Source organism: Staphylococcus saprophyticus subsp. saprophyticus ATCC 15305 = NCTC 7292 (assembly GCF_000010125.1).
Lineage (GTDB): Bacteria > Bacillota > Bacilli > Staphylococcales > Staphylococcaceae > Staphylococcus > Staphylococcus saprophyticus.
Window position 1 is genome coordinate 745,541 of the sequence record NC_007350.1, and the last position, 13,821, is coordinate 759,361.

8 protein-coding genes, 6 tRNA genes and 2 rRNA genes are annotated in these 13,821 nt (G+C 37.5%); 12 read left to right on the plus strand and 4 right to left on the minus strand.

Annotated features, from left to right (window positions below; translation table 11 throughout):
• Positions 1-13 precede the first annotated feature (13 nt).
• From SSP_RS03520 to glmM, 12 genes are all read left to right on the plus strand, one after another.
• Positions 14-2,936: ribosomal RNA gene (locus SSP_RS03520) — 23S ribosomal RNA — on the plus strand.
• A gap of 78 nt (positions 2,937-3,014) precedes the next feature.
• Positions 3,015-3,129, plus strand: a 5S ribosomal RNA gene (gene rrf, locus SSP_RS03525).
• Positions 3,130-3,140: 11 nt separating this feature from the next.
• Positions 3,141-3,215: transfer RNA gene (locus tag SSP_RS03530), tRNA-Asn, on the plus strand.
• A 4-nt stretch (positions 3,216-3,219) separates the two neighbouring features.
• Positions 3,220-3,291 (plus strand) — tRNA-Glu (locus tag SSP_RS03535).
• A gap of 9 nt (positions 3,292-3,300) precedes the next feature.
• Positions 3,301-3,376 (plus strand) — tRNA-Val (locus SSP_RS03540).
• Positions 3,377-3,394: 18 nt separating this feature from the next.
• A tRNA-Tyr gene (locus SSP_RS03545) sits at positions 3,395-3,478 on the plus strand.
• Between the two features lie 4 nt (positions 3,479-3,482).
• Positions 3,483-3,557, plus strand: a tRNA-Gln gene (locus SSP_RS03550).
• Positions 3,558-3,560: 3 nt separating this feature from the next.
• Positions 3,561-3,633, plus strand: a tRNA-Lys gene (locus SSP_RS03555).
• Positions 3,634-3,910: 277 nt separating this feature from the next.
• Positions 3,911-4,816, plus strand: coding sequence for an arginase (gene rocF / locus SSP_RS03560; protein ID WP_011302633.1), 906 nt, complete (start codon positions 3,911-3,913; stop codon positions 4,814-4,816).
• Between the two features lie 138 nt (positions 4,817-4,954).
• The gene (gene cdaA / locus SSP_RS03565; protein ID WP_011302634.1) at positions 4,955-5,761 is read left to right on the plus strand and encodes a diadenylate cyclase CdaA; all 807 of its coding nucleotides are present in this window, start codon (positions 4,955-4,957) and stop codon (positions 5,759-5,761) included.
• Between the two features lies 1 nt (position 5,762).
• A complete protein-coding gene (locus SSP_RS03570; protein WP_011302635.1) occupies positions 5,763-6,695 on the plus strand; it encodes a CdaR family protein in 933 nt (310 codons plus the stop codon).
• A gap of 27 nt (positions 6,696-6,722) precedes the next feature.
• Complete coding sequence (gene glmM, locus SSP_RS03575) at positions 6,723-8,078, plus strand: phosphoglucosamine mutase (RefSeq protein WP_002482671.1); 1,356 nt, start codon at positions 6,723-6,725, stop codon at positions 8,076-8,078.
• Between the two features lie 339 nt (positions 8,079-8,417).
• Here glmM and SSP_RS03580 read toward each other — a convergent pair whose 3' ends face one another.
• The 4 genes from SSP_RS03580 to SSP_RS03595 are packed head-to-tail and all read right to left on the minus strand — an operon-like array spanning position 8,418 to position 13,558.
• Positions 8,418-9,521 (minus strand): mannitol-1-phosphate 5-dehydrogenase, encoded by a 1,104-nt coding sequence (locus SSP_RS03580; protein WP_011302636.1) that lies wholly within the window; start codon positions 9,519-9,521, stop codon positions 8,418-8,420.
• Entirely contained in the window at positions 9,521-9,955 is a 435-nt protein-coding gene (locus tag SSP_RS03585; protein WP_002482673.1) for a PTS sugar transporter subunit IIA, read from the minus strand. Before SSP_RS03585 ends, SSP_RS03580 begins: the two co-directional genes overlap by 1 nt.
• A gap of 5 nt (positions 9,956-9,960) precedes the next feature.
• Positions 9,961-11,991 carry a BglG family transcription antiterminator gene (locus SSP_RS03590; RefSeq protein WP_011302637.1) on the minus strand — a complete coding sequence of 677 codons (2,031 nt, stop codon included), beginning with the start codon at positions 11,989-11,991 and terminating at the stop codon, positions 9,961-9,963.
• Between the two features lie 40 nt (positions 11,992-12,031).
• Positions 12,032-13,558 carry a PTS mannitol transporter subunit IICB gene (locus SSP_RS03595; RefSeq protein WP_011302638.1) on the minus strand — a complete coding sequence of 509 codons (1,527 nt, stop codon included), beginning with the start codon at positions 13,556-13,558 and terminating at the stop codon, positions 12,032-12,034.
• Positions 13,559-13,821: the final 263 nt, after the last annotated feature.

Here is a 13,821-nt window from a genome sequence, read left to right on the forward strand (position 1 = left end):
AAAGTCAAAAAAAGATTAAGTTATTAAGGGCGCACGGTGGATGCCTTGGCACTAGAAGTCGACGAAGGACGTTACTAACGACGATATGCTTTGGGGAGCTGTAAGTAAGCTTTGATCCAGAGATTTCCGAATGGGGAAACCCAGCACGAGTTATGTCGTGTTATCGATATGTGAATACATAGCATATCTGAAGGCAGACGCGGAGAACTGAAACATCTTAGTACCCGCAGGAAGAGAAAGAAAAATCGATTCCCTGAGTAGCGGCGAGCGAAACGGGAAGAGCCCAAACCAACGAGCTTGCTTGTTGGGGTTGTAGGACACTCTATACGGAGTTACAAAAGAACAGACTAGACGAATCATCTGGAAAGATGAATCAAAGAAGGTAATAATCCTGTAGTCGAAAGTTTGTTCACTCTTGAGTGGATCCTGAGTACGACGGAACACGAGAAATTCCGTCGGAATCTGGGAGGACCATCTCCCAAGGCTAAATACTCTCTAGTGACCGATAGTGAACCAGTACCGTGAGGGAAAGGTGAAAAGTACCCCGGAAGGGGAGTGAAATAGAACTTGAAACCGTGTGCTTACAAGTAGTCAGAGCCCGTTAATGGGTGATGGCGTGCCTTTTGTAGAATGAACCGGCGAGTTACGATTTGATGCAAGGTTAAGCAGTGAATGTGGAGCCGTAGCGAAAGCGAGTCTGAATAGGGCGTTGAGTATTTGGTCGTAGACCCGAAACCAGGTGATCTACCCATGACCAGGTTGAAGTTCAGGTAACACTGAATGGAGGACCGAACCGACTTACGTTGAAAAGTGAGCGGATGAGTTGTGGGTAGCGGAGAAATTCCAATCGAACCTGGAGATAGCTGGTTCTCTCCGAAATAGCTTTAGGGCTAGCCTCAAGTGATGATTATTGGAGGTAGAGCACTGTTTGGACGAGGGGCCCTTATCGGGTTACCGAATTCAGACAAACTCCGAATGCCAATCAATTTAACTTGGGAGTCAGAACGCGGGTGATAAGGTCCGTGTTCGAAAGGGAAACAGCCCAGACCACCAGCTAAGGTCCCAAAATATATGTTAAGTGGAAAAGGATGTGGCGTTGCCCAGACAACTAGGATGTTGGCTTAGAAGCAGCCATCATTTAAAGAGTGCGTAATAGCTCACTAGTCGAGTGACACTGCGCCGAAAATGTACCGGGGCTAAACATATTACCGAAGCTGTGGATTGTCCGTAAGGACAATGGTAGGAGAGCGTTCTAAGGGCGTTGAAGCATGATCGCAAGGACATGTGGAGCGCTTAGAAGTGAGAATGCCGGTGTGAGTAGCGAAAGACGGGTGAGAATCCCGTCCACCGATTGACTAAGGTTTCCAGAGGAAGGCTCGTCCGCTCTGGGTTAGTCGGGTCCTAAGCTGAGGCCGATAGGCGTAGGCGATGGATAACAGGTTGATATTCCTGTACCACCATTATTCGTTTTAAGCGATGGGGGGACGCAGTAGGATAGGCGAAGCGTACGATTGGATTGTACGTCCAAGCAGTGAGATTGAGTGTTAGGCAAATCCGGCACTCTTAAGATTGAGCTGTGATGGGGAGAGGAAATTGTTTCCTCGAGTCGTTGATTTCACACTGCCAAGAAAAGCCTCTAGCTAGAATTGTGGTGCCCGTACCGCAAACCGACACAGGTAGTCAAGATGAGAATTCTAAGGTGAGCGAGCGAACTCTCGTTAAGGAACTCGGCAAAATGACCCCGTAACTTCGGGAGAAGGGGTGCTCTTTAGGGTTAACGCCCAGGAGAGCCGCAGTGAATAGGCCCAAGCGACTGTTTATCAAAAACACAGGTCTCTGCTAAACCGTAAGGTGATGTATAGGGGCTGACGCCTGCCCGGTGCTGGAAGGTTAAGAGGAGTGGTTAGCTTCTGCGAAGCTACGAATCGAAGCCCCAGTAAACGGCGGCCGTAACTATAACGGTCCTAAGGTAGCGAAATTCCTTGTCGGGTAAGTTCCGACCCGCACGAAAGGCGTAACGATTTGGGCACTGTCTCAACGAGAGACTCGGTGAAATCATAGTACCTGTGAAGATGCAGGTTACCCGCGACAGGACGGAAAGACCCCGTGGAGCTTTACTGTAGTCTGATATTGAAATTCGGCACAGCTTGTACAGGATAGGTAGGAGCCTGAGATACGTGAGCGCTAGCTTACGTGGAGGCGTTGGTGGGATACTACCCTCGCTGTGTTGGATTTCTAACCCGCACCATTTATCATGGTGGGAGACAGTGTCAGATGGGCAGTTTGACTGGGGCGGTCGCCTCCTAAAGAGTAACGGAGGCGCTCAAAGGTTTCCTCAGAATGGTTGGAAATCATTCATAGAGTGTAAAGGCATAAGGAAGCTTGACTGCGAGACTTACAAGTCGAGCAGGGTCGAAAGACGGACTTAGTGATCCGGTGGTTCCGCATGGAAGGGCCATCGCTCAACGGATAAAAGCTACCCCGGGGATAACAGGCTTATCTCCCCCAAGAGTTCACATCGACGGGGAGGTTTGGCACCTCGATGTCGGCTCATCGCATCCTGGGGCTGTAGTCGGTCCCAAGGGTTGGGCTGTTCGCCCATTAAAGCGGTACGCGAGCTGGGTTCAGAACGTCGTGAGACAGTTCGGTCCCTATCCGTCGTGGGCGTAGGAAATTTGAGAGGAGCTGTCCTTAGTACGAGAGGACCGGGATGGACATACCTCTGGTGTACCAGTTGTCGTGCCAACGGCATCGCTGGGTAGCTATGTATGGACGGGATAAGTGCTGAAAGCATCTAAGCATGAAGCCCCCCTCAAGATGAGATTTCCCAACTTCGGTTATAAGATCCCTCAAAGATGATGAGGTTAATAGGTTCGAGGTGGAAGCATAGCGATATGTGTAGCTGACGAATACTAATCGATCGAAGACTTAATCAAATTTTAAATGTTTTGTTTGGTTGAATCATATTTTACTTACTATCTAGTTTTGAATGTATAATTTCATACATTTCATTGTCTGGTGACAATGGCAAGGAGGTCACACCTGTTCCCATGCCGAACACAGAAGTTAAGCTCCTTAGCGCCGATGGTAGTCGGACTTACGTTCCGCAAGAGTAGGACGTTGCCAGGCAATTTGATTATTCCACAGTAGCTCAGTGGTAGAGCTATCGGCTGTTAACCGATCGGTCGTAGGTTCGAGTCCTACCTGTGGAGCCATTATGGCCCCGTGGTCAAGCGGTTAAGACACCGCCCTTTCACGGCGGTAACACGGGTTCGAGTCCCGTCGGGGTCATACATATTAGGAGAATTAGCTCAGCTGGGAGAGCATCTGCCTTACAAGCAGAGGGTCGGCGGTTCGAACCCGTCATTCTCCACCATTCTTAATTGAACAGCTTGGAGGGGTAGCGAAGTGGCTAAACGCGGCGGACTGTAAATCCGCTCCTTCGGGTTCGGCAGTTCGAATCTGCCCCCCTCCACCATTAATGGGCTATAGCCAAGCGGTAAGGCAATGGACTTTGACTCCATCACGCGCTGGTTCGAATCCAGCTAGCCCAGCCATTAGAGCCATTAGCTCAGTTGGTAGAGCATCTGACTTTTAATCAGAGGGTCAGTGGTTCGAGCCCACTATGGCTCACTCTTAAGTACTTCTCATATGAGAAGTACTTTTTTTATGTTTTAAATTAATTATCGCTTTGTTGAAATTAAATTTATCATTTTCTTTTTATACAATATTATGATTGAAAATAGTAAAAACAGTGTTTTTATCATCATTTTATTGAATGATAAATCATTAAAGTGGTTTTATATGTAAAAAGAAATGAAATAGCTAAATGTACTGTATTACCCAAGGTTGAAAACTCAAACGCTTTAGATTATTCTAGTAACAAGATAACAACAAAGGGGTTTTATAGATGAACAAAACAGTAGAAATTATAGGTACACCATCTACATTTGGACAAAGGAAATTAGGGGTAAACCTTGGTCCAGATGCAATACGTTATGCTGGTATAGTAGCAAGAATTGAAGCGATTGGATTAACTGTAAAAGATTCTGGCAATATAAATGTACCAGAACTTAATTTAAATAAATTCAATTCAGAGCAACAAGGACTACGAAATTTAGAGGAAATTATTGAAACATCTGAAACATTAAGTCAGTCTGTTTCCAATAGTATATCAAATAACCATTTTCCATTAATTTTAGGTGGTGACCATTCTATTGCGATTGGTTCTATTTCTGGAGTCAGTAAGCATTATGAAAATTTAGGAGTTATATGGTATGACGCGCATGGAGATTTAAATATACCAGAAGAGTCACCTTCAGGAAACATCCATGGTATGCCTTTAAGAATACTTGCTGGCGATGGGGATGACAAGTTAGTCAACATTGCTAATTATGCGCCCAAAGTAAAACCTGAGAATATCGTTCTCATTGGTATGAGAGATTTGGATGTAGGCGAAAGACAATATATTAAAGACAATAATATTAAAACATATACGATGGCTGAAGTAGATAGATATGGTATTAAACAAGTCATTAAAGAAACAATAGACTACTTGAAAGAAAAAACAGATGGCATTCATCTATCTCTGGATGTTGATGCTTTAGATCCAGTTGAAACACCTGGTACAGGTACTAGAGTATTAGGTGGACTAACTTATCGTGAAAGTCATTTTGCGCTAGAATTTCTACATAATTCTAATTTAGTAACTTCAATGGATCTTGTAGAAGTTAACCCATTAATAGATCATAATAATGATACAGCTGAACAAGCTGTTGGGCTTGTAGGCAGTTTCTTTGGAGAAACGTTATTATAAATAATAAAGCAAACTGATGTAGATGCATTCTACATCCGTTTTCGTTTATTTTAGATAAAAAATAAATACTAAATATGACAGTTAGTGTTATGATTGGTATAATAGGTAACATGGGAACAGATAACCGGAGGAGATGTTATGGATTTATCCAACTTTTTTGACGACTGGAGTACAGTAAAAATTATTGCTAGTGTACTCGATTTACTCATCGTATGGTATGTACTTTATCTTCTCATTACAGTTTTTAAAGGTACCAAAGCCATTCAACTATTAAAAGGTATTGTCGTGATAGTGATTGGCCAACAATTGAGTAAAATGCTTAACTTAACAGCAACATCCCGTTTATTTGATTTAGTTATTCAATGGGGTGTATTAGCATTAATTGTAATATTCCAGCCAGAAATCAGACGTGCCTTAGAACAACTTGGTCGAGGCAGTTTATTCAAACGATATTCTACGAATTTAAATAGTGATGAAGATAAATTAATATCATCTGTGTCAAAAGCTGTACAATATATGGCTAAACGTCGTATAGGTGCTTTGATTGTTTTTGAAAAGGAAACAGGTTTACAGGATTATATTGAAACTGGTATTGCTATGAATTCAGAAATATCACAAGAATTATTAACGAATGTGTTTATACCAAATACGCCATTACACGATGGTGCAATGATTATTCAAGCAAATAAAATTGCAAGTGCAGCAAGTTATTTACCGTTATCTGATAGCGCAAAAATAGCAAAAAGTTTAGGTACAAGACACAGAGCAGCAGTTGGTATCTCAGAAGTATCAGATGCATTTACTGTAGTTGTATCTGAAGAAACGGGTTCGATTTCTGTTACATTTGATGGTAAATTGAGAAAAGATATTTCTAATGAAGCTTTTGAAGAACTACTAGCTGAACATTGGTTTGGCACACACTTTCATGAGAAAGGTGTGAACTAATATGTTAGAAAGTAAATGGGGTTTAAGATTAATCGCATTGATGTTAGCTGTATTATTTTTCTTGTCAGCTAATAACATGTTTGGAAATATTTTTGATGCAGATAACTTAAGTCAAAAATCATCTGAAACTATTCAAGATGTGCCAGTTCAAGTGAAATACAATAATAAAGAACTTTATGCAAGTGAAGTTCCAAATAAAGTAGATGTTGAAATTTCTGGACCACAATCACAAGTTTTAAAAGCAGAAAATGGTGAAAACATTAGAGCTATTTTAGATCTTAGTGGTGAAAAAGCTGGTAAACATACAGCTCAATTTAAAATTAATGGATTAAACAAAGATATTGATTACACAGTGAAACCAAAAGAAACAACTGTTTCACTGGAAGAAAAAGTAAGTAAAACATTTAAAATTGAACCAGATGTAAGTAATTATGATTTGAATTCTAACTATAAAATAAGTGAACAAAGCGTTTCACCTGATACAGTTAAAGTTACAGGTGGACAAAAGCAACTAGATAAAATCGCTTATTTAAAAGCTACTTATAAAAACAAAAGTAAAGTTTCAAAAGACACTACAGACGTTGCGAAAATAACAGCATTTGATAGAAACTTAAACAAAATTGATGTTTCAATTGACCCTAATGAAGTCAATTTAAGTGTTAAAGTAGAAGATTATAGTAAAAAAGTAAAAGTGAAAATGAAATCTGTTGGTTCGCTTTCAAATGGACAAGAAGTTAAAGATATTAAATTAGATGATAACGAAGTTGAAATCTATGGTAACAAAGACGACTTAGATGACATTGATGAAATTACTGCAAGAATTAATTTGGATGGCGTTTCAGATACAACTGAGAAAAAGGTAGATTTCCAAGTTCCAGATAAGGTCACAAAAGTTAGTCCGAAAGATACCACTGCAAAAATAACAGTTAAATAGATTTTTAAAATAAAGGAGATATATATAATGGCAAAATATTTTGGTACAGATGGCGTAAGGGGCGTTGCAAATAAAGAATTAACGCCAGAACTTGCGTTTAAATTAGGACGCTATGGTGGCTATGTTTTAGCACATAATGAAGGTGAAAAGCATCCTAAAGTACTAGTAGGTAGAGATACACGTGTTTCTGGTGAAATGCTAGAATCTGCTTTAATTGCTGGATTGATTTCTATTGGTGCAGAGGTTATGCGTTTAGGTGTTATTTCAACACCTGGTGTGGCTTATTTAACACGTGAAATGGAGGCTGATCTTGGTGTAATGATTTCAGCTTCTCATAATCCAGTACCAGACAATGGGATTAAATTCTTTGGTTCTGATGGATTTAAATTATCAGATGATCAAGAACAAGAAATCGAACATTTATTAGATCAAGATAACCCTGATTTACCAAGACCGGTTGGCGAAGACATCGTACATTACTCAGACTACTTTGAGGGCGCGCAAAAATATATTAGTTATTTAAAATCGACTGTAGACGTTGATTTAGCAGGTATGAAAATTGCACTAGATGGTGCACATGGTTCCACTTCATCACTTGCACCATTTCTATTTGGTGACTTAGAAGCTGATACAGTAACAATTGGATGTAATCCTAACGGTTATAATATTAATCAAGAAGTAGGATCAACACATCCTGAATCACTTGCTAAAGTCGTTGTAGAATCTGAGTGTGATTTTGGATTAGCCTTTGATGGTGATGGTGATAGATTAATTGCTATCGATGAAAAGGGAAATATCGTAGATGGTGATCAAATTATGTTTATTATTGGTCAAGCTATGAGTAAGAATCAGGAATTAAATAATAATATGATTGTTTCTACAGTTATGAGTAACTTAGGTTTCTATAAAGCACTTGAGAATGAAGGTATCCAATCAAATAAAACAAAAGTTGGAGATCGTTATGTTGTTGAGGAGATGAGACGTGGTAACTATAATCTTGGTGGAGAGCAATCAGGTCATATTGTATTAATGGATTATAATACAACGGGTGATGGCTTGTTAACAGGTGTACAACTTGCAAGTATCATTAAAATGACTGGTAAAAGCTTGAGTCAACTTACAAGTCAAATGAAGAAATATCCTCAATCATTAGTCAACGTTCGTGTTACTGATAAATATCGTGTTGAAGAGAATATAGATGTACAGGAAATAATGACTAAGGTTGAAGTTGAAATGAATGGAGAAGGCCGTATCTTAGTAAGACCATCAGGTACAGAACCCCTTGTTCGTGTAATGGTTGAAGCTGCGACAGATGAGGATGCGCAACGTTATGCCAATACAATTGCTGAAGTAGTCCAAGATAAAATGGGCTTAGACAATTAATATATTTTAAAGGAAAGAGACTGAGACATAAATAGATGCCTCAGTCTCTTTCTTAATAGAGTAGTAGATGTTATTGTATTGAAAATAGTTTAATATTATATAAGCTAAGGCACATGTATAAGACTACTAGAATGATTAATGATTACATGAGCTAAGCTCATGCATAAGAACTACTAGAATGATTAAGGATTACACGAGCTAAGCTCATGCATAAGAACTACTAATTCACATAAAATGTGAAAGTAGTTCTAAAAAGTGGCTCTAAAAATAATTTTGATATAAAAAAGCACGAATAGGCTGAATTAAGCTTATCCGTGCTTTTTTAATTATAGATTAATTTTACAATACATTATATTCTTTTACTATTTCTGAAGTTAATTGATCATCTGTTTTAGCAAATGATTTTAAGAAGCCTTCTACACCATGTTTATCAATGTACTCATTTTTTTCAACTGTTTCTTGATCATTGGTATCATCATATTTTAATAATAATGCCGCTGTTTTGATGAGTGCATCATGTTTCAAATTATTTTGGTATAAATAAGATAGTGGTTTAATGATTCTATCTTGTGGTCCGATTTTACGCATAGTGCCTCGTCCAACACGTGTTACTTCGTCTGATAAATTAGGGTTTTTGAAACGACCAATGATTTTATCAACGTATTGAGCTTGTTCACTTTCTGTAAAATTGAATTGTGTTGTAATATATTGACTTGTTTCTTTTAGAACATTTTCTAAACCATGTCTAATATTATCATCATTAACAGCATCTAATATTGTTGGTTGGCCATAAAATCTACCTGCATAAGCAAGATAAGCATGACCAGTGTTAACAGTGAGTAATTTACGTTCAATGTATGGCGTTAAATTGTCTACATATTTAATATGATCTAATTCTGGACCAAACCAAGCATCTTTTTCAATTACCCATTCGTAAAATGGTTCAACGATAACATCTAAAAGATTGTCATTTGTTTGTAAAGGAACGATGCGATCGACAGCAGAGTTTGCAAAGTGAATATGATCACCTAAAGGACCAGTGATATCTAAAATGGCATCTTTTAATGTATTTGTGGCCATTATTGCATTTTCACAAGCAACAATATTAACTGGCGTCTCTTTTTCCTTTAAATAAGGTGCAAATGATTTTGCAATAATAGGCAAGATATTAACGCCTACAGCAGTAGTAATTAAATCTGCTTCTAATACGGCTTGTTTTAGGCTTTCAGAAGGGCCACCTGAATTAATTGCATCGACATTATGCACACGTGTAGTTGTTTTTGCTTCATCTGCTAGGATGACATCATATTGATGTTCTTTATCTAAAGCATTTATAATTTCTTCGTTCACATCAGCAAAAGTAACTTTTACATCGTTATCCGCAAGAATATATCCAATAAAACCACGACCAATATTACCTGCACCAAAGTGTAATGCTTTCATTATGCTTCAGCCTCCTCAAAGACTTGTTTGATTTCTTCAGCAGATGATGCATTAATAATACGATCAACGTTTTCTTCTTCACTAAAAGTAATCGCAATTTTAGAAAGTAAATCTAAATGTTCGCCATCTTTACCAGCAATACCTACGACAACTTTAACTTCTTCACCTTCCCAATCGACACCTTCAGGAATTTGAATTAAAGTTAGACCAGATTTTAATACGCTTGTTTTAGCTTCATCTGTACCGTGTGGAATGGCTAAACCATTACCCATAAATGTAGATACAACTTGTTCACGATCTTTCATAGCTTGAATATAATCTTCAGTCACTGCACCGCTAGATACTAAGGCATGACCTGCTTTTTCAATAGCTTCGTTTTGATCCTTTACTGTTTGGTTAATAAAAATGTTTTCATTGCTAAATAATTCGCTCATTGTCTTCACTCCATATTTAATAAATTTTGTAATTGTATCAGATAACTTTGCTTCAATAAAACTTGAAGTTGTTCGGGTCTTTCCATAAATCCATCGATATTATCAAGATGCCCTACCATTTTTCCAGATATTTCACTTACCAATTGAGACATGGTGTCATCGGGAGGTACAAACATATTTAATAAATATCTCACGGATTGATTGCCATTTTGATTACTTTTAAGCACAATAGGCTCATTTAAAATCGTTATAAGTATGAATGGTTTTTTGATGATATCATTTTTTAAATGAGGTATAGCGATAGGGTAGGGTTCTAAAACAAACCCTTGACTGTCCATATGTTGCTTAATAAGTTCAGCGAATGACGGCCCATCCGTAATAATTTGATGTGATAATAATGTTGATGTTAAATACTGACTCCAATCTGATACCATTGTGTAGTCAATATTTACCGAATCGATAATTTCTAAACCTTTTCGTATATAATTTAGTTTGTCTTCAGGATTTAAAATATTATGATGCTTCGGTTCAATAGCTTGATGCTTAAATTGATGTTGCTGTGTATTTAAGAACGCTGCAACATGATTGATATCTGCATCAGGTAGTAGGGGATTTACTGTAATATAAGGGGCTGTAATATCGATATCTACAGTAGAAATAATTGCATCAAATTGTGATGTATCCATTTTTTTTAAATCACCCACAGAAGCCTGTGTAGTTTTTTGGATTTCGCTAAAGGTTTGTTGCAAACGCGTAGCAAGTAAACGACTCGTACCTATACCACTACTACATACGACCAGCACATTATATAAGTGAGCACCTTGGCTTTGAATAGCGCCGCCAAAATGTAAAACAATAAATGCAATTTCACTATCTGGAAATGTAAAATCTGGCCAAGTTTGTAATAAGGCGCGATGTACACTTTCAAATAATCGCGGATATTTGTGCTTAATCATTTCAGTTAATGGATTATATGTTTCAATATTGGCATTTAATCTATTAATAGCTGGAATGATATGCAATTTTAAACCTTCGCTTAAAGTTTCAGTATCTTTAAATGTTTGGTGTGAAAAATGCGTGACTGACTGTATGAATTTTTCGATTTTTGATTCATCTTTACTGTCTTTAAATACTTCTGCAGATTCTTTTCGTTTTGCGCCGCGGAGGTGAATCGTAATAAAAGTCACTTCGGCTTGATTAAACTGAACCCCGTATATATGCTCAAGATGTAGTGCAAGCGCTTGTGCCACCTCATGTTCAAATGAATCTTTAACACTTTGATAAATATCGTCGTTCAATGAAACATACTGACCATTTAACATCCGATCAATACTTAAGACGATATGCACTGTAAGGGTTAAATAACTAGACTCAGTCAATGAGTAGGGCAATTGATCGAGATGGTCCATAAGAATTCGTTCAATTTGGAAAATCTTATCCATATCTACCATAGCTAGTTGGGATTGATTAATAGATTGATAAACAAAGTGATTTTCGATTACGGAATAAACACTGGTACTATTTAGGTTATTGACCATTAATTGACTTAATAATTCACGTTTTTTAGATTCTGCGCCATGTAATTGAATACCTTCTCCACGTTTTTTGTGTAAACGTAATTGATATAAATCAAGTTCCACATCGAGCTCATCTAAGAGTTTCGTTAGTGTTTGATTCGATACACCAATTTCTTGTGCCAATCCATATTGTTTAATAGGGGTATCAGATTGTATCAATGCATATAAAATGATTACTTTTTGTTCTTCTTGTGATAAATCTATGGTGTTTTCATGCAATAAGGCATGTTTCAGTGAAGATAGAGCACCTTCACTTGTATTGAGTTGTATGCCTTTTTTTGTGACGCGCTCTAATGCTATATCAAAATTAGATAGGAACGATTCAATTGATTTTAATTCTCTATGAATAGTACGAGAGGATACAGCTAAGTTTTGAGCAATGTCGTAAATTGTGACATATTGACCGTGATATTTAATTAACATTTCGATAATTTCTTTTTCACGTGTACTCAAAAACATAGCCATACCCTCCAGTATTGTTCTATATAGTGATTATTTATTATTTAAGATTTTCAAGTAATTCATCATATCTAGGAGAGTTTAAGAAATTATCTACAGAGATATGGATTGCATTTGGAACTTGTTTGATTGCTCTGTCAGTAAGTTTCTTCTGAGTGATAACAAGTTGTGCATCGCTAGGCAATTGATTGATTGCAGTATTTGTAACATTTACATCTTGGATGCCTGCTTTTTTAAATTTATTACGTAACATACTTGCACCCATAGCACTTGATCCCATACCAGCGTCACAAGCAAATATAACATGATTCACTTTACTATAATCATGTGCGTCTACATTTTCAGTATCATAATTATCTAACAATGCTTCTTCTGATTGTTCTTCATTATTTTCTGAAGTTGAAGTAGAAGCGGTAGTTGAAGTTGCATTATTATCTTCATTCCCTTTTAGCTTAGAAGATACACTTGATTTTTTCCCTTTTGAAGCTTCCATTTTTTCGGTAGCTGCTTCTAAGTCTTCTTCAGGCTCTTTTGTGAATTTCAAAATAAGTGCTGCCACGATAAATGATACGATTGCTGCTAAGAGTACACCAAGCACCATGTGTAAGAATTCACCTTTAGGCGCGTTCAACATATAAACGATGAATGAACCAGGTGAGGCAGGACTCTTGAAGCCGAAATCAAGTAATGAATAAGTTGCCACACCAGTCATACCACCTAAGATTACAGCGATAAATAATAAAGGACGCATTAATACGTATGGGAAGTAAATTTCATGAATACCACCTAAGAAGTGGATAATCCCTGCGCCATATGATGTTGCTTTTGCTGTACCTTTACCAAAAATCATATAAGCAACTAAAATACCAAGACCAGGTCCAGGGTTAGATTCAATTGTGTATAAGATAGATTGTCCAGCAGATGCTGCTTGATCTGCACCAAGTGGTGTGAAAACCCCATGGTTAATTGCATTGTTCAAGAAGACAATCTTAGCAGGTTCAACGATAATACTTACTAATGGAAGTAAATGTGCATGTACCAATGCTTCAACAGCAAGTGACAAGATATGCATAATAAATTCCATAATTGGAGCTAATATTTTAAATCCAACAATAGTCATGATGAATCCTAAGATACCAGCTGAGAAATTATTGAATAACATCTCAAAACCTTGTGGTGTTCTAGGTTGAATAAACTCATCTGTTTTCTTCATTAACCAACCTACAAGTGGTCCCATAATCATAGCACCAAGTAACATTGGTGTATCAGGTAATGCTACGATAACACCCATAGTTGCAACAGCAGCAATAATACCACCGCGCATTTCGTGAATTAAACGACCACCACTATATGCAATAAGCAAGGGAATTAAATATGAAATCATAGGTCCAGCTAATTCACTTAAATCTTTATTAGGCCACCAACCACCATCAATAAAGATTGCAGCGATAAAGCCCCATGCGATAAATGCACCGATATTCGGCATAATCATACTACTTAAAAATGAACCAAATGCCTGTACCTTACGTCCAAGACCTTTGTTTTCTTGCGTCTCTGTTTGTGACATAGAATTGCACCTCTTTTTCTCTTTTTATTTATAACTTTATTGTATGGGGGTACAGGGGAATAAACAATAGAAAGTAATTTCAAATTTGTCACAGTATCTTTGACAAGTTTGTGAATATAACTGGACACTTCATAAATATGGATATTACATGTTAAATGTCACTGATTAAGCACAAAGTTATTTTGTAAATAAATTGTTAATAAATTATTTGCATTAAGTAATAAGAACATTGTACAATTAATAATATTGATAGGAAGGAGGAC

Coding starts and splice junctions, on each gene's coding strand:
- rocF (WP_011302633.1), top strand. CDS start 3,911: ATGAACAAAACAGTAGAAATTATAGGTACACCATCTACATTTGGACAA.
- cdaA (WP_011302634.1), top strand. CDS start 4,955: ATGGATTTATCCAACTTTTTTGACGACTGGAGTACAGTAAAAATTATT.
- SSP_RS03570 (WP_011302635.1), top strand. CDS start 5,763: ATGTTAGAAAGTAAATGGGGTTTAAGATTAATCGCATTGATGTTAGCT.
- glmM (WP_002482671.1), top strand. CDS start 6,723: ATGGCAAAATATTTTGGTACAGATGGCGTAAGGGGCGTTGCAAATAAA.
- SSP_RS03580 (WP_011302636.1), bottom strand. CDS start 9,521: ATGAAAGCATTACACTTTGGTGCAGGTAATATTGGTCGTGGTTTTATT.
- SSP_RS03585 (WP_002482673.1), bottom strand. CDS start 9,955: ATGAGCGAATTATTTAGCAATGAAAACATTTTTATTAACCAAACAGTA.
- SSP_RS03590 (WP_011302637.1), bottom strand. CDS start 11,991: ATGTTTTTGAGTACACGTGAAAAAGAAATTATCGAAATGTTAATTAAA.
- SSP_RS03595 (WP_011302638.1), bottom strand. CDS start 13,558: ATGTCACAAACAGAGACGCAAGAAAACAAAGGTCTTGGACGTAAGGTA.